15 protein-coding genes, 1 tRNA gene and 1 pseudogene are annotated in these 18,089 nt (G+C 71.9%); 11 read left to right on the forward strand and 6 right to left on the reverse strand.

The annotated features are described in order from the left end of the window. Positions 1–15 precede the first annotated feature (15 nt). The gene (locus AB0398_RS19370) at positions 16–786 is read left to right on the forward strand and encodes a serine protease (protein ID WP_366376913.1); all 771 of its coding nucleotides are present in this window, start codon (positions 16–18) and stop codon (positions 784–786) included. Between the two features lie 111 nt (positions 787–897). Here AB0398_RS19370 and AB0398_RS19375 read toward each other — a convergent pair whose 3' ends face one another. Beyond that, a complete protein-coding gene (locus AB0398_RS19375) occupies positions 898–2,652 on the reverse strand; it encodes a beta-galactosidase family protein (RefSeq protein WP_366376606.1) in 1,755 nt (584 codons plus the stop codon). A gap of 107 nt (positions 2,653–2,759) precedes the next feature. Between AB0398_RS19375 and AB0398_RS19380 the strand changes: the two genes are divergently transcribed. From AB0398_RS19380 to AB0398_RS19410, 7 genes are all read left to right on the forward strand, one after another. After that, complete coding sequence (locus AB0398_RS19380; protein WP_366376607.1) at positions 2,760–3,647, forward strand: AraC family transcriptional regulator; 888 nt, start codon at positions 2,760–2,762, stop codon at positions 3,645–3,647. 11 nt (positions 3,648–3,658) lie between these two features. Beyond that, positions 3,659–4,006 carry a chorismate mutase gene (locus AB0398_RS19385; protein WP_366376609.1) on the forward strand — a complete coding sequence of 116 codons (348 nt, stop codon included), beginning with the start codon at positions 3,659–3,661 and terminating at the stop codon, positions 4,004–4,006. Between the two features lie 46 nt (positions 4,007–4,052). Further along, complete coding sequence (locus AB0398_RS19390) at positions 4,053–4,655, forward strand: asparaginase domain-containing protein (RefSeq protein ID WP_366376610.1); 603 nt, start codon at positions 4,053–4,055, stop codon at positions 4,653–4,655. Next, on the forward strand, positions 4,652–5,032 hold the full coding sequence (locus AB0398_RS19395; protein ID WP_366376611.1) for a hypothetical protein: 381 nt from the start codon (positions 4,652–4,654) through the stop codon (positions 5,030–5,032). Before AB0398_RS19390 ends, AB0398_RS19395 begins: the two co-directional genes overlap by 4 nt. A gap of 141 nt (positions 5,033–5,173) precedes the next feature. Further along, positions 5,174–7,660, forward strand: a complete 2,487-nt coding sequence (gene pepN / locus AB0398_RS19400; RefSeq protein ID WP_366376613.1) for an aminopeptidase N — start codon at positions 5,174–5,176, stop codon at positions 7,658–7,660. A gap of 130 nt (positions 7,661–7,790) precedes the next feature. Further along, positions 7,791–9,176, forward strand: a complete 1,386-nt coding sequence (locus AB0398_RS19405; protein ID WP_366376614.1) for an aminotransferase class V-fold PLP-dependent enzyme — start codon at positions 7,791–7,793, stop codon at positions 9,174–9,176. Next, entirely contained in the window at positions 9,173–10,624 is a 1,452-nt protein-coding gene (locus tag AB0398_RS19410; protein ID WP_366376616.1) for a SidA/IucD/PvdA family monooxygenase, read from the forward strand. Before AB0398_RS19405 ends, AB0398_RS19410 begins: the two co-directional genes overlap by 4 nt. Before the next feature lie 6 nt (positions 10,625–10,630). On the opposite strand, the gene AB0398_RS19415 is transcribed toward AB0398_RS19410, so the two are convergent. After that, entirely contained in the window at positions 10,631–12,439 is a 1,809-nt protein-coding gene (locus AB0398_RS19415) for a 5'-nucleotidase C-terminal domain-containing protein (RefSeq protein ID WP_366376618.1), read from the reverse strand. A 283-nt stretch (positions 12,440–12,722) separates the two neighbouring features. On the opposite strand from AB0398_RS19415, the gene pyk reads away from it, so the two are divergent. Then, the gene (pyk, locus tag AB0398_RS19420; RefSeq protein WP_366376620.1) at positions 12,723–14,150 is read left to right on the forward strand and encodes a pyruvate kinase; all 1,428 of its coding nucleotides are present in this window, start codon (positions 12,723–12,725) and stop codon (positions 14,148–14,150) included. Positions 14,151–14,197: 47 nt separating this feature from the next. Continuing rightward, positions 14,198–14,959 (forward strand): isocitrate lyase/phosphoenolpyruvate mutase family protein, encoded by a 762-nt coding sequence (locus AB0398_RS19425; protein WP_366376622.1) that lies wholly within the window; start codon positions 14,198–14,200, stop codon positions 14,957–14,959. A gap of 4 nt (positions 14,960–14,963) precedes the next feature. Here the strand turns inward: AB0398_RS19425 and AB0398_RS19430 are convergent. Further along, positions 14,964–15,065, reverse strand: a pseudogene (locus tag AB0398_RS19430) (helix-turn-helix domain-containing protein); the annotation flags it as partial. 316 nt (positions 15,066–15,381) lie between these two features. After that, positions 15,382–15,454 (reverse strand) — tRNA-Leu (locus AB0398_RS19435). Positions 15,455–15,554: 100 nt separating this feature from the next. Between AB0398_RS19435 and AB0398_RS19440 the strand changes: the two genes are divergently transcribed. Continuing rightward, positions 15,555–16,214, forward strand: coding sequence for a response regulator (locus AB0398_RS19440; RefSeq protein WP_366376624.1), 660 nt, complete (start codon positions 15,555–15,557; stop codon positions 16,212–16,214). A gap of 80 nt (positions 16,215–16,294) precedes the next feature. Here the strand turns inward: AB0398_RS19440 and AB0398_RS19445 are convergent, their stop codons facing one another. Beyond that, on the reverse strand, positions 16,295–17,011 hold the full coding sequence (locus AB0398_RS19445; protein WP_366376626.1) for an ABC transporter ATP-binding protein: 717 nt from the start codon (positions 17,009–17,011) through the stop codon (positions 16,295–16,297). Then, positions 17,008–18,087: an ABC transporter ATP-binding protein gene (locus AB0398_RS19450; RefSeq protein ID WP_366376628.1), complete on the reverse strand. Its 1,080-nt coding sequence runs from the start codon at positions 18,085–18,087 to the stop codon at positions 17,008–17,010. The genes AB0398_RS19445 and AB0398_RS19450 overlap by 4 nt, the downstream gene beginning before the upstream one ends. Between the last annotated feature and the right edge of the window lie 2 nt (positions 18,088–18,089).

Here is an 18,089-nt window from a genome sequence, read left to right on the forward strand (position 1 = left end):
GTGAAGAAGAACAGAATGGTCCGCGCGCTCCAGAAGCTGGCCGCCGCCGGCGCCGTCGTCCTCGCGGCCGTCAGCCTCCAGCCCACCACCACCGCCTCCGCCGCCCCGGCCCCCGTCGTCGGCGGCACCCGCGCCGCCCAGGGCGAGTTCCCCTGGATGGTCAGGCTCTCCATGGGCTGCGGCGGCTCGCTGATCAGCCCGCAGGTCGTCCTCACCGCCGCCCACTGTGTGAGCGGCTCCGGCAACAACACGAGCATCACCGCCACCGCCGGAGTCGTGGACCTCCAGAGCAGCAGCGCCATCAAGGTCAAGTCGACCAAGGTCCTCCAGGCCCCCGGCTACAACGGCCAGGGCAAGGACTGGGCCCTCATCAAGCTCGCCAGCCCCATCACCTCCCTGCCCACCCTCAAGCTCGCCGAGACCACCGCCTACAACACCGGCACCTTCACGGTCGCCGGCTGGGGCGCCGCCCGCGAGGGCGGGGCGCAGCAGCGCTACCTGCTCAAGGCGAACGTCCCCTTCGTCTCCGACGCCTCCTGCAAGGCCTCCTACGGCAACGACCTCGTCCCCGCCGAGGAGATCTGCGCCGGTTACGCCCAGGGCGGCACCGACACCTGCCAGGGCGACTCCGGCGGCCCGATGTTCCGCAAGGACAACGCCGGCGCCTGGGTCCAGGTCGGCATCGTGAGCTGGGGCCAGGGCTGCGCCCGGCCCAACTACCCCGGCGTCTACACGGAGGTCTCGACCTTCGCCGCCGCGATCAAGTCCGCCGCCGCCACGCTGTAGCGGCACCCCGTGAACGGGCGCTCCGGGGCGGCCTCGGCCCCGGAGCGCCCCTCCCGTACACCGGGCCGGTGTGGGCCGGCCCGGTGTGCACGGTCCGTATGGAGTGCGCGGTCACAGCACGTCGAGCTCGACCCCGGCCCCCGCGTCCCCCTCCAGCTCAAGGACCCACACCTCGTTCGTCCCCTCCCGCAGCACCGGACCCGGCACGAACAGCGCCTCCTGCGGACCGGCCGACCAGTAGCGGCCCAGGCAGAAGCCGTTCACCCACACGAAGCCCCGGGTCGCCCCCGGCAGCCGCAGCACCGCGTCCCCCGCGCCCGCCACGTCGAGCGTCCCGCGCAGGAGCCCCGGCCCGGAGCCGACCTCCTCGAAGGGCACCTTCCCGACCGCCGCCGCCCCGAACGCGTCCAGCCGCAGCCCCCGCGCCCGCACCCCGTGCAGATACTGCCGCTCGTGCCGCACGCCCCCGGTGATCCCCTTCGGCTCCGCCAGGCGCGGCCCGTAGTTGACCCGGCCCAGGGACTCCACCCACAGGTCCACCACCGCTGGACCCGCCACCGGCTCCGCGAGCGCCACGTCCTCCCCGCCGCCCGCGTCCAGGACCCCCGCGAGGGCCCCGTCCACGTACACCACCGCCCGGTCCCGCAGCCCCGTCACCCCCAGCGGATACGGCTGCCGGGGACCCGGCACCGCCACCCGGTAGCGCACCAGACCCCGGTCCACCCCCAGCTCCTCGAAGGTCGGCGGCACCGCCGCCACCACCTCCCCGTCGCCGAGCACCTCCAGGACCGCGTCCAGCGGCGCCCACCCCTCGAAGGCCGCCCGCACCGGGACCGCGAGCCGGGCCGGGGGCTCCGGCACCTCCGGCAGCCGACCCTCCGCGTACTCCGCGAGCACCTCCCGGAAGCGCCAGAACTTCTCCGTCGGCCGCCCCGCCTCGTCCACCGGCGCGTCGTAGTCGTACGAGGTCACCGTCGGCCGCAGCGGACCGTCGTGCAGCTCCCCGTCCCGGTTCGCCCCCGCCCAGCCGCCGAAGTTCGTCCCGCCGTGTGCCATGTACACGTTGACCGACGCCCCGCACTCCAGGACCTCCCGCAGCGCCGCCGCCGCGTCCCCCGCGTCCCGCACCGCGTGCTCCGTGCCCCAGTGGTCGAACCAGCCGCACCAGAACTCCATGCACATCAACGGCCCCGACGGCTGGTGCCGCCGCAGCGCCGCGAAGCCCTCCCGCGCCCCCGAACCGAAGTTCGCCGTCGCCAGCACCCCCGGCACCGACCCGCCCGTCAGCATGTGGTCCTCCGGGCCGTCCGAGGTGAACAGCGGCACCACCACCCCGCACTCCCGCAGCAGCCCCGCCAGCCACTCCAGATACACCGGATCGCTGCCGTAACTCCCGTACTCGTTCTCCACCTGCACCAGGACCACCGGACCGCCCCGGTCCACCTGCCGCTCCACCACCTGCGGCAGCAGCCGCCGGAACCAGGACTCCACCGCCGCCAGGAACTCCGGGTCCCGGGTCCGCACCCGCCGCCCGAGCGGCCCCGTCAGCCAGTGCGGCAGCCCGCCGTTCTCCCACTCGGCACAGATGTACGGCCCCGGGCGCACGATCGCCCGCATCCCCGCCCGCCCCACCGCGTCCAGGAACCGGCCGAGCGCCGCCACGTCCCCGTACCGGCCGGGTCCCGGCTCGTACAGGTTCCACGGAACGTACGTCTCGACGCAGTCGAGGCCCATCGCCCGCAGCATCCCGAGCCGGTGCTCCCAGTGGCCCTCGTGCACCCGGAAGTAGTGCAGCGCCCCCGAGAGCAGCCGCACCGGCCGTCCGTCGAGCAGAAAGTCCTCGTCACCCACAGCGAACGTGCTCATGGGCACCACCTCACCCCCTGGCGGCGAACCCGTCCATGGACAAAGATCGTCGCAGTTTGGACGTTAGGGCCCACCCGCCCGGGGCCCGGGGAAGGGGCACCACCGGCATGTACCACACCTGGATGCGCTACTTCACGCCCAGCCCCGTCCACCACCGCCTCGGCCTCGTCTGCCTCGGCGTCGGACTCCAGCACGGCACCCTGCCCACCGTCGGACCCCGCACCCTCGACCACCACGTGGCCGTCGTCGTCTCCGCCGGCGGCGGCTGGTACCGGGGCGCCGACGGACGCCGCGCCACCGTCACCGCCCCCGCCCTGATCTGGCTCACCCCCGGCACCCCCCACCACTACGGCGCCGACCCCGGCACCGGCTGGGACGAGGCCTTCGTCGACTTCTCCGGACCCGCCGCCGCCACCTACACCGAACTCGGCTACATCGAACCCGACCGGCCCGTCGTCCCCCTCTCCGACGCCGCCCCCGCCCGCGCCGCCATCGCCCGGATCGCCCGCGCCGCCCGCCCCGGCAACCCCCTCCTGGAGGTCGAGACCGGCGCCGCCGTCCACGAACTGCTCGTCGCCCTGCGCCGCGCCCGCGCCGACACCAACGCCGACGGCGACCCCGTCCTCGCCGCCCTCGCCCGCGACGCCTTCCAGCCGCTCTCCGTCGCCGAACACGCCGCCCGCCACGGCATGACCCCCGCCGAACTGCGCACCGCCGTCCGCCGCGCCGCCGGGTGCAGTCCCAAGGACTACCTGCTCACCGTCCGCCTCGGCCGCGCCAAGGAACTCCTCGCCGCCACCGAGCTGCCGGTCTCCGCCGTCGCCCGGCGCGTCGGCTACGACGACCCCGCCTACTTCTCCCGGCTCTTCACCCGCAGGGTCGGCACCGCCCCGATCCGCTTCCGCGAACAGCAGGGCCGATCCGTGCCCGGCGGCTGGAGCAACCGCGTCCCGGATCCCGAACACCCTCCGACGATCCTCCCGCGCTCCGTCTAAGCTCGCAGGTCATGAGCGATTCCACCCCGGCCTCCACCCCGGCCCCCGCCCCCTCCCCGGCCGCCGACGAGGCCGTGCGCGCCGAGCTGACCCGGCTGCGCGACAGCATCGACAACATCGACGCGGCGGTCGTCCACATGCTCGCCGAACGCTTCAAGTGCACCCAGCAGGTCGGCGTCCTCAAGGCCGAGCACCAGCTCCCGCCCGCCGACCCCGCCCGCGAGGCCCGCCAGATCGCCCGCCTCAGGGAACTCGCCGAGAGCGCCAAACTGGACCCCGCCTTCGCGGAGAAGCTCCTGAACTTCATCATCGCCGAGGTCATCCGCCACCACGAGACGATCGCGGACGGAACGCGCTGACCGACCACCCCCGGTACGACACGACACGAACACCCACGGAGCCCCGATGTCCCGCGTCACCGTCTTCACCCTCGGCGGCACCATCTCCGCGCGCGGCGGCGACGCGGCCCGCATGACCGGCCGGGAGGTCCTGACCGCGCTCGGCGCCCCCGAGGACGTCGTCCTCCACGACTTCCGCCGCGTCCCCAGCTCCACCCTCACCCACGCCGACCTCGCCGACCTCGCCGCCGAGGTCCGCGCCACCGTCGCCGCCGGCTCCGGCGCGGTCGTCGTCCAGGGCACCGACACCCTGGAGGAGACCGCCTTCCTCCTCGACCTGCTCTGCACCACCGAGCGCCCGATCGTTGTCACCGGGGCCATGCGCCGCCCCGACCTGCCCGGCGCCGACGGCCCCGCCAACCTCGCCGCCGCGCTCGCCGTCGCCACCGACCCCGCCTGCCGGAACCTCGGCGTCCTCGTCGTCCTCGCCGACGAGATCCACGCCGCCCGCCACGCCCGCAAGACCCACACCACCTCGGTCGCCACCTTCGCCTCGCCCGGCGCCGGCCCCCTCGGCACCGTCGTCGAGGGCGAGCCCCGGATCCTGCTCCGCCCCGCAACCCCCACCGCCCGCTGGCCCTCGACCCCGAGATCCGGGTGGCCCTGGTGACCCTCTCCCTGGGCGACCGCGGCGAACTCCTCGAAGCCGTCGACCACCGCTTCCAGGGCCTCGTCGTCGCCGCCTTCGGCGCCGGACACGTCCCCGCACCGCTCGTCGAACCCCTCGCCGGGATCGCCGCCCGCGTCCCCGTCGTCCTCGCCTCCCGCACCGGCGGCGGAACGACCCTCTCGCACACCTACCGGGGCCCCGGCTCCGAACACGACCTGCTCAGCCGCGGACTCGTCCCGGCCGGCCCGCTCGACCCCGCCAAGGCCCGGATCCTGCTCCACGCCCTGCTCTCCGACGGCGCCGCCGGCCCGGCCGGCTACGACCGCCCCCGCATCACCGCCGCCTTCGCCCACCTGAACGGCACCCGGACCGCCTAGGGCCTGTCCGGCGGATCAGGGTCGGACAGGCCCCCGGGGGACGGCCCCGCCGATCCGTCCCGGTCCACGGCGCCCCGAGCCCCGGCAAGGTTCTTCCCACCCCCCTGCCCGCCGCCCCGGGCATCGGGCAGCATAGGGCCCATGTCCGTACTGACGCGCGACGAAGCGCAGACCCGTGCCCAGCTCCTCGACGTCCACCACTACCTCGTGGACATCGACCTCACCACCGGCGCCGAGACCTTCGAGTCCACCAGCACCGTTCGATTCACCGCCCGCGCCGCCGGGGACACCTTCGTCGAGCTCAAGCCCGTCACCCTGCACTCCGCCACCCTCGACGGAGAGCCCCTCGACCCCGCCGCCCTCGACGGCAACCGGCTCCCGCTGAGCCTCACCGAGGGCGAGCACGAGCTGCGCACCACCACCACCATGCGCTACTCCCGCACCGGCGAGGGCATGCACCGCTTCACGGACCCCACCGACGGCGAGTCCTACGTCTACACCCAGCTCTTCATGGAGGACGTCCAGCGCGTCTTCGCCGCCTTCGACCAGCCCGACCTCAAGGCCGTCTTCGAGGTCACCGTCACCGCCCCCGACGACTGGACCGTCCTCGCCAACGGCATCACCGAACGGCAGCCCGACGGCACCTGGAAGGCCGCCCCCACCCCGCTGCTCTCCACCTACTTCGTCTGCGTCGCCGCCGGCCCCTGGCACTCGGTCCGCACCGAACACGCCGGCCTCCCCTTCGGCATTCACTGCCGCCGCTCCCTCGCCCCCCACCTCGACGCCGACGCCGACGAGATCCTCGCCGTCACCAAGGCCTGCTACGACCGCTACCACGAGAAGTTCGACGAGCCCTACCCCTTCGACTCGTACGACCAGGCCTTCGTCCCCGAGTTCAACGCCGGCGCCATGGAGAACCCCGGCCTCGTCACCTTCCGCGACGAGTTCGTCTTCCGCTCCGCCGTCACCGTCACCGAACGCCAGACCCGCGCCATGGTCATCGCCCACGAGATGGCCCACATGTGGTTCGGCGACCTCGTCACCCTCCGCTGGTGGGACGACATCTGGCTGAACGAGTCCTTCGCCGAGTACATGGGCTACCAGACCGTCAACGAGGCCTGCTCCGACCTCTTCCCCGACACCTGGATCGACTTCGGCGTCACCCGCAAGGCCTGGGGATACGAGGCCGACCAGCGGCCCTCCACCCACCCCGTCGCCCCCGACCCCGAGGCCGTACCCGACACCGCCTCCGCCCTCCTCAACTTCGACGGCATCTCCTACGCCAAGGGCGCCTCCGCCCTCCGCCAGCTCGTCACCTGGCTCGGTGAGAAGGACTTCCTCGCCGGCATCAACATCCACTTCAAGCGCCACAGGTTCGGCAACGCCACCCTCGCCGACTTCATCGACAACCTCGCCGCCGCCACCGACCGCGACGTCCACGGCTGGGCCGAACAGTGGCTGCGCACCACCGGCGTCGACACCCTCACCCCCCGCCTCGACGGCGAAGGCCTCCACTGGAACCTCACCGTCGACCGCGACGGCGCCCGCCCCCACCGCATCTCCGCCGGCCTCTACGACCGCGACCCCTCCGGCGACCTCGTCCCGCGCGAACACCGCGAACTCGACGTCCCCCAGGACGCCCCCGCCGAACTCACCGGCCCCCGCCCCGCCCTCGTCGTCCTCAACGACGGCGACCTCACCTACACCAAGCTCCGCTTCGACGAGACCTCCGAGGAATCCGCCCTGCGCGGCCTCTCCCGCATCCCCGACCCGCTCACCCGCGCCGTCGTCTGGAACGCGCTGCGCGACATGGTCCGCGACGGAGACCTCGCCCCCGTCGAATACCTCGCCGTCGCCGGAGCCCACCTCACCGAGGAGACCGAACTCGCCCTCGTCCAGGGCGTCCTGGCCTTCGCCCGCCACCAGATCGCCGACCGCTACGTCCCCGCCGACGAGCGCCCCGCCGCCCTCGCCACCCTCAACGGGATCGCCCGCGCCCTGCTGCGCCGCACCGAGGACGGCGAAGCACCCGGACTGCGCCTCACCGCCGTCCGCGCCCTCGTCGACAGCGCCACCACCCCCGACAAGATCGCCTCCTGGCTCGACGAGGGCACCGTCCACGGCGGCCCCGAACTCGACCCCGAACTGCGCTGGCGCATCCTCGCCCGCCTCGCCGTCCTCGGCGCCACCGACGAGCCCGCCATCGCCGCCGAACTGGAACGCGACCCCAGCGCCACTGGACAGGAAGGCGCCGCCCGCTGCCGCGCCGCCCTGCCCCACCCCGGGGCGAAGGCGGCCGCCTGGTCCGCGCTCTTCGACTCCGACGACCTCTCCAACTACCTCTTCACCGCCACCGCCCAGGGCTTCTGGCAGCCCGAACAGGCCGACCTCGTGAAGGAGTACGTCCCCCGCTTCTACGAAGCCGCCGCCGCCCTCGGCGACCGGCGCGGCCCCGCCATGGCCGAAGCCGCCGGCCGCCACGCCTTCCCGGCGTACGCGGTCGACGCCGACTCCCTCGCCCTCGGCGAACGCCACCTCGCCGACACCCCCATGATCCCCGCCCTCCGCCGCAAGCTTGTCGACCAGCTCGACGACCTCCGCCGGGCCCTGAAGGTCAGGGAAGGCTGAACCCGGCACGGTGCGGGGACCCCCGGTCCCCGCACCAACCGCCCCCGAAACACCACCCCGTGTCCCCCGTTCGGGTCACGCCCCCGCACTCTCCGGACAAACCCCCGCACCCCCCGGCACCCTGTCGTCCATGCGTGCCGCACCCCCACCCCTCGCCGGAGGCGCCCCCGGCGCCGACGCCCTGCGGCCCCTCCTGGCCACCGTCCTCGAAGCCCTGCGCACCGGAGCCGAGGAACGCGGCGGCCCCCTCCCCGCCGGAGGACCCGACGCCGTCGCCCACCGCACCGCGGCACTCGGAGCCGTACTCCCCGAAACCGGCACCGGCCCCGACGAAGCCCTCCGCACCCTCGTCCACGCCCTCGCCGCCGGCGCCGCCGACCCCGCCCACCCCCTCTGCGCCGCCCACCTCCACACCCCGCCCCTCGCCCTCGCCACCGCCGCCGACCTCGCCGCCTCCGCACTCAACCCCTCCATGGACTCCTGGGACCAGGCCCCCGCCGCCTCCGCCCTCGAAACCCTGGTCACCACCGCCCTCGCCACCGAGATCCACCCCCGCGCACCCCACCCCGACGCCCTCGTCACCACCGGCGGCACCGAGTCCAACCAACTGGCCCTCCTCCTCGCCAGAGAACGCCACACCGGCAAAGGCCCCCTCCGCACCGTCGTCGGCGCCAACGCCCACCACTCCTTCCGGCGCGCCGCCTGGCTCCTCGGACTCCCCGCCCCCGTCGTCGTCCCCACCCCCCGCGGCACCCTCGACCCCGAAGCCCTCGACGCCGCCCTCACCGCCACACCCGGCCCGCTCCTCGTCGCCGCCACCGCCGGCACCACCGACGAAGGCCTGATCGACCCGCTCCCCGCACTCGCCGACGTCTGCGCCACCCACGGCGCCGACCTCCACGTCGACGCCGCCTACGGCGGACCCCTCCTCTTCAGCCGCGCCCACCGCCGGCTCCTCGACGGCCTCGACCGCGCCCGCACCGTCACCGTCGACCTGCACAAACTCGGCTGGCAGCCCGCCGCCGCCGGACTCCTCGCCGTCCGCGACACCACCGACCTCACCCCCCTCGCCCACACCGCCGACTACCTCAACGCCGACGACGACACCGACGCCGGCCTCCCCGACCTCCTCGGCCGCTCCCCCCGCACCACCCGCCGCCCCGACGTCCTCAAAGCCGCCGTCACCCTCCGCGCCCTCGGCCGCACCGGACTCGGCGCCCTCGTCGACACCTGCATGGACCTCGCCCAGGACCTCGCCGACCGCGTCGAGAAGACCCCCGGCCTCCACCTGCGCGCCCGCCCCACCCTCACCACCGTCCTCTTCCGGCCCCACGACGCCGACGACACCACCGTCGCCGCGATCCGCCGCACCCTCCTCACCGGCGGCCACGCGGTCCTCGGCCGGGCCCGCGGCGACGGCCGCCTCTGGCTCAAAGCCACCCTCCTCAACCCCCACGCCACCCCCGGCGACCTGGACCACCTCATCACCCTCGTGGAAGGCAGCGCGCACCGATGACCGGCAGCACCCCCGAACAGGACACCGACCGGCCCCACCACCCCCCGCACACACCGGACCCCGACCACCCCCACGACCTCGTCGGCATCGGCATCGGCCCCTTCAACCTCTCCCTCGCCGCCCTCGCCCACGGCGTCCCCGGCGGCCTCTCCACCGCCTTCTACGAACAGCGCCCCGCCTTCCACTGGCACCCCGGACTCCTCATCGACGGCGCCACCCTCCAGGTCCCCTTCCTCGCCGACCTCGTCACCCTCGCCGACCCCGCCAGCCCCTGGACCTTCCTCAACTACCTCAAGAGCCGCGAACGCCTCTTCCCCTTCTACTTCGCCGAGAAGTTCCACATCCAGCGCGCCGAATACGACGCCTACTGCCGCTGGGCCAGCGAACGCCTCCCCGGCCTCCACTTCGGCCACCAGGTCGACTCCGTCCGCTGGAACCCCGAACGCCGCCTCTTCGAAGTCGACTACACCCAGATCGACCCCGACGGCGAAACCGAAGCCCTCGGCCGCGCCCACACCCGCAACATCGTCCTCGGCGTCGGCACCGAACCGTACGTACCCGAACCCCTCCGCCCCCTCGCCGACGCCCCCGGCGTCCCCGTCCTCCACTCCGCCGACTACCTCACCCACCGCGACACCCTCCTCGCCGCCGCACACGTCACCGTCATCGGCTCCGGCCAGTCCGGCGCCGAGATCTTCCTCGACCTCCTCCGCGCCCGCCCCGCCGGAGCCGAAGGCATCCACTGGCTCACCCGCACCGAGGCCTTCGCCCCCATGGAGTACTCCAAACTCGGCCTCGAACACTTCACCCCCGACTACACCCGCTACTTCCACGCCCTCCCCGAACAGGTCCGTGACGACCTCGTCCCCCGCCAGTGGCAGCTCCACAAGGGCATCGACGACACCACCATCACCGCCATCCACGACGAGCTCTACCGCCGCACCCTCCACGGCGGCTGGCCCGACGCCGTCCTCACCCCCGGCGTCCGCGTCCGCACCGCCGGCCGCGTCGCCACCACCCGCGTCGAACTCCACCTCGAACACGTCCAGCAGAACGCCCGCACCCGCCTCACCACCGACGCCGTCGTCCTCGCCACCGGCTACCGCGAACGTCCCCTCGACCGCATCCTCACCGGCCTCGACCCCTACGTGCGCCACGACTCCGCCGGACGCCCCCGGATCGACGAGCACCACCGCCTCGTCCTCGACCCCTCCGTCACCGGCGCCGTCCACGTCCAGAACGCCGAACGCCACACCCACGGCGTCGGCGCCCCCGACCTCGGCCTCGCCGCCTGGCGCAGCGCCACCATCCTCAACGCCATCACCGGCAAGGAGCCCTACCCCCTCCCGCGCCGCACCGCCTTCACCAGCTTCGGCCTGGAAACACGAGAGGCGCCCGGCATCCCGGCCCAGAGCCGGAAGCTGACGCCTCTCGCACAGAACGTCTAGGACCGGCTAGAACACCGGCACGCCGTCCCGGGTCAGCCTCCAGTCCACCGACGCGAACTGCCCCGGGTCGACCGTCCCCTTCGCCCGCACCCACTGGATGATCGTGTTCCGGATCTCGTCCGAGTTCGCCCACAGCTGCTGCGCGTTCGCCACGTGCGGGAACGCGCCGCCGCCGCTCGCCCGGTAGTTGTTCACCGCGAGCACGAACTTCGCCGCCGGATCCAGCGGCCTCCCCTCGAAGGCCAGGTTCACGATCCGCGACCCGGCCTCCTTCGCGATGTCGATCTCGTACGTCAGACCCGACACCGCGTCGTAGTTGTAGTCCGGCGTCCCGTCCGCGTTCGTCAGCTTCGCCGTGTCCACCGGAGCCCCCGCCGCGGTCCGCACGTAGTACCGCGCCGAGAACTCCAGGTAGTCCTTCAGCTGGGCGCCCGTGAGCAGCCGCGCCTCAAGCGTGTTCTCGAACGGGTACAGCCCCGCCGCGTCCTTGATCGTCACCTGACCGGCCGGGATCCGGGCCGTACGGGAGAAGCAGGACGCCTGCGACAGCACCGGCAGACCCGCGTACGCGCCACCCGCCAGCGCCGCCCTCACCGTCTCCGCCTGCACCACGTTGATCAGGTCGATGATCGGCTCGTCCCTCCACGGCGCGTCCGCCGTGGTCATCGCCGAGGTGGAGGTGCCGATGACCTGGTTGACGTACGCGACCACCTTCCGGTGCTCGTCCGAGAGCAGCCGCACGATCTTCCGGTCCTCCTCCACCGTGTTGGAGTTCAGAACCTGCGCACCCACCTTCTCGACCGTCCAGCGACCCCGCTCCCACACCAGGTCGAAGTCGAACAGCGTGAGGCGCTGGCCCCACTTCAGCGGCTCGGAGAGCACGACCTCCTTGCCGGTCGTCCTGTTCGCGACCCGGTACTCGGGGATCTCGGTGTGCGCGTGCCCGACCAGGATCGCGTCGATCCCCGGCACCTGCTCGGCCACGAGCCCCGCCGCGTTCTCCACGTACGGCAGCTGGTCACCGTACGACGACGTGCCGCTGGAACCCGAGTGCGCCGAGACGACCACCACGTCCGCACCCATCGACCGCAGCTTCGGCACCCACTTCGCCGCCTGCTCCTCCAGACCCGGGAAGACCATCTTCCCGCCCACGTTCGCCTTGTCCCAGATCGCGATCCCCGGGTTGGTCAGACCCAGCACGGCCACCTTCACACCCCGCCCGCACGGCGTCCGCAGCCGGTGCATGCTGTACGGGGCGAACGCCGGCCGCAGCGTCTTCGCGTCCAGCGCGTTGGCACCCAGCAGCGGGAAGTCGCACTGCTCCTCGAACTTCCGCAGCACCGGAATGCCGTAGTTGAACTCGTGGTTGCCGAGCGCGGCGGCGTCGTAGCCGATGGCGTTCATCGCCTGCGCCATCGGGTGCACCGGACCGCGCCGCGCGGTGATCGGGTCGACCTTGGCGTAGTAGTACGACAACTGGGTGCCCTGGATGGTGTCACCGGCGTCGATGAGGAGGGTGTTGCGCCGCCCCTTCTCCTTCCGCACCCGCTCGACGAGCGTGGAGATCTTCGCGAGGCCGACGTCGTTGTGCGCCTTGTCGTCGAACTCCTTGTCCGTGAAGTAGTCCCAGTTGAAGACGTTCCCGTGCAGATCGGTCGTCCCCATGACGGTGAAGGAGTACCGCGCGGCCGGCTTCGGACCGTGCCCGTGCCCGGGTCCGTGGGCCTCGGCGGGGGCGACGGCCCCGGCGGTGAGGGCGGCCCCGGCCCCGACGGCCACGGAGCCCTCCAGGAACGTCCGGCGGTTCAACGGCATGTGCTTCTCCTCGGTTCAGTGGCGTCGCTCAGGTGCACAACGCGCGTAGATTCTGGCCCAGGAGAACCGCCCGCAACAGGTCCCGCGGGTTACGGAGTGGAAAAGTGTTCGACGTACACGCGTCGCGCAGCCGTCCGAAAGGACCCCGAAAAGGGCCGGAAAACGCTCATCGGAGCACCCCGCCGCACAGATTCAAGTCTTGTCAACGACCTTTCACTGAAAGGTCGTTGAGCAGTCATGCCAGGCCGATTCGCTACTCACGGGTAAGCCCTAGGCTCGACCCATGCGCCGAGCGAAAATCGTTTGTACCCTTGGGCCCGCCACCGAAACATACGACCAGATCAAGGCATTGATCGAGGCCGGAATGGACGTCGCCCGCCTCAACCTCAGCCATGGCACCTACGCCGAACACGAGGAGCGCTACCAGCGCGTCCGCAAAGCCTCCGACGAGACCGGCCACAGCGTCGGCGTCCTCGCCGACCTTCAAGGCCCGAAGATCCGCCTCGGCCGCTTCCGCGAAGGCCCCGTACTCCTTGAACGCGGCGACGAATTCACCATCACCGTCGAACACGTCGAAGGCGACCGCCACACCTGCGGCACCACCTACCCCGGCCTCGCCGACGACGTCACCACCGGCGAACGCATCCTCGTCGACGACGGCCGCGTCACCCTCGAAGTCACCGCCGTCGACGGACCCCGCGTCCGCACCCGCGTCATCGAGGGCGGCATGGTCTCCGACCACAAGGGCCTCAACCTCCCCGGCGTCGCCGTCTCCGTCCCCGCCCTCTCCGACAAGGACATCGAAGACCTCCGCTGGGCCCTCCGCACCGGCGCCGACGTCATCGCCCTCTCCTTCGTCCGCAGCGCCCGCGACATCGACGACGTCCACCGCATCATGGACGAGGAAGGCCGCCGCCTCCCCGTCATCGCCAAGATCGAAAAGCCCCAGGCCGTCGAGAACATCGAAGAGATCGTCGCCGCCTTCGACGGCATCATGGTCGCCCGCGGCGACCTCGGCGTCGAAATGCCCCTCGAACAAGTCCCCATCGTCCAGAAGCGCGCCGTCAAACTCGCCAAGCGCAACGCCAAACCGGTCATCGTCGCCACCCAGATGCTCGACTCCATGATCGACAACTCCCGCCCCACCCGCGCCGAAGCCTCCGACGTCGCCAACGCCGTCATCGACGGCACCGACGCCGTCATGCTCTCCGGCGAGACCAGCGTCGGCCGTTTCCCCGTCGAAACCGTTCGCACCATGAGCCGCATCGTCGAAGCCGCCGAAGAGGACGTCCTCGCCAAGGGCCTCCCCCCGCTCACCGAACGCAACAAGCCCCGCACCCAGGGCGGCGCCGTCGCCCGCGCCGCCGCCGAGATGGGCGACTTCCTCGGCGCCAAGTTCCTCGTCGCCTTCACCCAGTCCGGCGACACCGTCAAGCGCCTCTCCCGCTACCGCTCCCCGATCCCCCTCCTCGCCTTCACCCCCGACCCCGCCACCCGCTCCCAACTCAACCTCACCTGGGGCGTCGAAACCTTCCTCGGCCCCCACGTCGACTCCACCGACGCCATGGTCGCCCAGGTCGACGAGGAACTCCTGCGCATCGGCCGCTGCGCCAAGGGCGACATCGTGGTCATCACCGCCGGCTCCCCGCCCGGCGTCGCCGGCTCCACCAACCTCGTCAGGGTCCACCACATCGGAGAACCCCTGACATAACCCCGACATCACGTTGTTCGCGGCATTTCGGGGGTAGCGTCCACGGTATGGATCTTCGCACCACCGCCGAGCGCGCCCAGCGCCTCAAGCAACTGCACGCCGACCACAAGCCGCTCGTGCTGCCGACCGTCTGGGACGTCTGGTCCGCACGGACGGCGGCCGACGCCGGATTCCCCGCCCTGACCATCGGCAGCCACCCCCTCGCCGACTCCCGGGGAGCCGACGACAACGAGGGCCAGACCTTCGAAGAAGTACTCGCCGCCGTCCGGCCGATCATCGCTGCGGTCGACGTCCCCGTCTCCGTCGACCTCGAAGCCGGCTACGGACAGAAGCCCGCCGACCTCGTCGCCGGACTCATCGAGGCCGGCGGCGCCGGCCTCAACCTGGAGGACACCGTCCACTCGGACGGCGGACGCGTACGCGACACCCAGGAACACGCGAGCTACATCGCCGACCTGCGCGCGGCGGCCGACGCCGCGGGCGTCCCCCTCTGGATCAACGGCCGCACCGACCTCTTCCTGCACGCGGACGACCCCTCCGCCGTCCTCGACCAGGCGATCGACCGCCTGCGCGCGATGGAACGGGCCGGCGCCGACAGCGTCTACCCGGTGGGCATCCAGGACGACGACGACCTCCTCACGGCAGTCGTCGGCGCGGTCACCGTCCCGGTCAACTCCACGGCCCACCCCGTCAAGCACGACCTCGCCCGCTTCCGCCGCCTCGGCGTCGGCCGCGTCACCTACGGCCCGCTGCTCCAGTTCGCCCTCACGGACACGATGAAGGACGTACTGAAGCCCTGGGCGCCCTAGCCGGTCACCGCTTGGGCCCCACATACAGGTCCATGAGCGCGACGGAGGCCCTACGGGCGACGGAGACGTTGTAGGGCCTCCCGCCGCGACCGCACCGCGTCCACTCCGCCGGGGCACCGAACGTGCGGTGGGCGCACAGGCGGCGGTCCGTGGGCCGCTCGAATCGGACGCCACGCTTGCGGCGGTCCTCGGACAGCCGCCAACCGGCCGTGCCTCGCGGCACGTTGAGGCGTTCGGCGACTGCTCGGTTGCTCGGGCCCTGGTGGAGGAGTGAGAGCGCTTCTTCGCGAATCGAAGGATTGCGCCGTCCCATGGCGGCGGCTTCGCCGAGCCGCAACCCGTACGGCGGGAGTCGAAGGGGTGCTCACCGTGACGAGTGAAGATCAACAGCGCCCTTGGAGTCCTTGGAATCGAAGGGGAAGTGCCCCGGGTGGGATTCGAACCCACGCTGTATGGTGTTTGAGACCACTGCCTCTTCCGCTGGGCTACCGGGGCATCCTTCGAAACGAAGGTCATTGGCAACCTGCTGTGCCTCAAACATACAGGACCTAGGTAGGCTCATGTAGCAGTACCTGCCCTGCAACGAGGAGCCCCCGTGACCGCCCCCGAGTCGCCCCAGCCCGCCGACGACGCCGAGGCGCCGCACGTTCCGCCGCTGACGACCCGTGTCGTCATCGCCGAGGACGAGGCCCTGATCCGCCTCGACCTCAAAGAGATGCTCGAAGAAGAGGGCTACACGGTCGTCGGCGAGGCCGGGGACGGCGCCAGGGCCGTCGAGCTCGCCCGCGAGCACCGCCCCGACCTCGTCATCCTCGACGTGAAGATGCCCGTCCTCGACGGCATCTCCGCCGCCGAGAAGATCGCCGGCGAGTCCATCGCCCCCGTCCTCATGCTCACCGCCTTCTCGCAGCGCGAGCTGGTCGAGCGAGCCCGGGACGCCGGTGCCATGGCGTACCTGGTGAAGCCGTTCAGCAAGAGCGACGTGGTGCCGGCCATCGAGATGGCGGTCTCCCGGTTCGCGGAGCTGCGGGCCCTGGAGAAGGAGGTCGCGGACCTCTCGCAGCGTCTGGAGACCCGGAAGCTGGTGGACCGGGCCAAGTCGGTCCTGCAGACCCAGTACGGACTGACGGAGCCCGCCGCGTTCCGCTGGATCCAGAAGACGTCGATGGACCGCCGCATGTCGATGCAGCAGGTCGCCGAGGCGGTCATCGAGGACGCCGAGGAGAAGAAGGCGGCCAAGAACAAGGAGCAGTGAGCGGCTCCGTACGTACGGAAGAAGGCCCGTCCCCACGGCGTTGTGGGGGCGGGCCTTCGGCTTCCGTACGGGCGGGGAGGTCAGTCCTCGCCGAGGTACGTCTTGCGGACGTCGTCGTTGACGAGGAGGTCCTGTCCGGTGCCGGACAGCTTGATGGTGCCGACCTCCAGGACGTATCCGTGGTCCGCGAGGGAGAGGGCGGCCTGCGCGTTCTGCTCGATGAGCAGGATCGTCATGCCCTCGGACTTCAGGGTGGCGATGGTCTCCATGATCTTCTGCATCATGATGGGCGAGAGGCCCATGGAGGGCTCGTCCAGCATGAGGAGCTTGGGCTCGGACATGAGGGCCCGGCCCATCGCCAGCATCTGCTGCTCACCGCCGGAGAGGGTTCCCGCGGCCTGCTTGCGACGTTCGCCCAGGATGGGGAAGAGGTCGTAGGACTTCTGGATGTCCCGCTCGATGCCGCCCTTGTCCTTGCGGAGGAAGGCGCCGAGCCGCAGGTTCTCCTCGATGGAGAGCCGGGGGAAGATGTGGCGTCCTTCGGGGGAGTGGGCGAGGCCGAGCGAGACGACCCTGTGGGCCGGGATGCCGTTGAGCTCCTGGCCGTCGAAGGAGATCCTGCCCGCGGTGGGCTTGATGAGGCCCGAGAGGGTGCGCAGGGTGGTGGTCTTGCCGGCGCCGTTGGTGCCGATGAGGGCGACGACCTGGCCCGCCTCGACGGAGAAGGAGATGCCCTTGACGGCCTCGATCTTGCCGTAGGCGACCCTGAGGTCCTCGACCTCCAGGAGTGCGGTCACTTGGAGTCTCCTTCGGTGGTGCTGTTCGCGTCGCCGGTGCCGGTCTTGGCGGGGGTGTCCGCGTCGTCCGGTGCGGCGGAGGGACCGGTGTCGGCGTCCGTGTCGGCCGCCGGGTCCGTGTCGGCCGGGGCCGCGGCGTCCGCGTCCGTGCCCGCGTCCGCAGCGGTGTCCGCGTCCGCGTCCGTTTCCGCGGCCGGGACCGGCGCCGGGGCCGGTCCCGTGGTGCCGTGGGCGTGGGCCTCGGCGGCCTCGACCTCGGCGGCCTCCTCCGCGCCGGGCGCGCCCTCGTACGGCGTGCCCAGGTAGGCGGCGACGACGCGCTCGTCGTTCTGGACGACCTCGGAGGTGCCCTCGACGAGCTTCTCGCCCTGGACGAGGACGGCGACCCGGTCGCACAGCTTGAAGATGAACTTCATGTCGTGCTCGATGACCAGGACGGCGATGCCGAGGTCGCGGATGGCGAAGACGAGTTCCTCGGTGGTGCGGGTCTCGCTCTGGTTCATGCCTGCGGTGGGCTCGTCGAGCAGGAGCAGGCCGGGGTCGCTGGCGAGGGCGCGGGCGATCTCCAGCTTGCGCTGCTCGCCGTAGGGGAGGTTCCGGGCGAGGTGTTCGGCCTTGTTGGCGAGGCCGACGAACTCCAGGAGTTCCATGGCCCGGTTCCGGGAGGCGGTTTCGGCCTTCTTGAAGCCGGGGCCGCGCAGGAGGGCGGACCAGAGGCCCTCCTTGGTCCGGGTGTGCCGGCCGACGAGGACGTTCTCCAGGACCGTCATGTTGGAGAAGAGGCGGATGTTCTGGAAGGTGCGGGCGATGCCGGCCTGGGTGACCAGGTGGGGCTTCGGGGGGAGGACGGTGCCCTTGTAGCTGACCTGTCCCTCGGTGGGGACGTAGAGGCCGGTGAGGCAGTTGAAGAAGGTCGTCTTGCCGGCGCCGTTGGGGCCGATGAGTCCGACGATCTCGCCCTCGCGGACGGTGAGGTTGACGTCGCGGACGGCGGTGAGGCCGCCGAAGCGCATGGTCACGCCGCTGGCGTCGAGGACGGTGGCGGCCGTGGCGGTGTCCTTGGTGATGGTGGTCATGG

It is taken from the genome of Streptomyces sp. NPDC086147 (assembly GCF_040702165.1).
Taxonomy (GTDB): domain Bacteria; phylum Actinomycetota; class Actinomycetes; order Streptomycetales; family Streptomycetaceae; genus Streptomyces.

Coding starts and splice junctions, on each gene's coding strand:
- AB0398_RS19370 (WP_366376913.1), top strand. CDS start 16: ATGGTCCGCGCGCTCCAGAAGCTGGCCGCCGCCGGCGCCGTCGTCCTC.
- AB0398_RS19375 (WP_366376606.1), bottom strand. CDS start 2,652: ATGAGCACGTTCGCTGTGGGTGACGAGGACTTTCTGCTCGACGGACGG.
- AB0398_RS19380 (WP_366376607.1), top strand. CDS start 2,760: ATGTACCACACCTGGATGCGCTACTTCACGCCCAGCCCCGTCCACCAC.
- AB0398_RS19385 (WP_366376609.1), top strand. CDS start 3,659: ATGAGCGATTCCACCCCGGCCTCCACCCCGGCCCCCGCCCCCTCCCCG.
- AB0398_RS19390 (WP_366376610.1), top strand. CDS start 4,053: ATGTCCCGCGTCACCGTCTTCACCCTCGGCGGCACCATCTCCGCGCGC.
- pepN (WP_366376613.1), top strand. CDS start 5,174: ATGTCCGTACTGACGCGCGACGAAGCGCAGACCCGTGCCCAGCTCCTC.
- AB0398_RS19405 (WP_366376614.1), top strand. CDS start 7,791: ATGCGTGCCGCACCCCCACCCCTCGCCGGAGGCGCCCCCGGCGCCGAC.
- AB0398_RS19410 (WP_366376616.1), top strand. CDS start 9,173: ATGACCGGCAGCACCCCCGAACAGGACACCGACCGGCCCCACCACCCC.
- AB0398_RS19415 (WP_366376618.1), bottom strand. CDS start 12,439: ATGCCGTTGAACCGCCGGACGTTCCTGGAGGGCTCCGTGGCCGTCGGG.
- pyk (WP_366376620.1), top strand. CDS start 12,723: ATGCGCCGAGCGAAAATCGTTTGTACCCTTGGGCCCGCCACCGAAACA.
- AB0398_RS19425 (WP_366376622.1), top strand. CDS start 14,198: ATGGATCTTCGCACCACCGCCGAGCGCGCCCAGCGCCTCAAGCAACTG.
- AB0398_RS19450 (WP_366376628.1), bottom strand. CDS start 18,087: ATGACCACCATCACCAAGGACACCGCCACGGCCGCCACCGTCCTCGAC.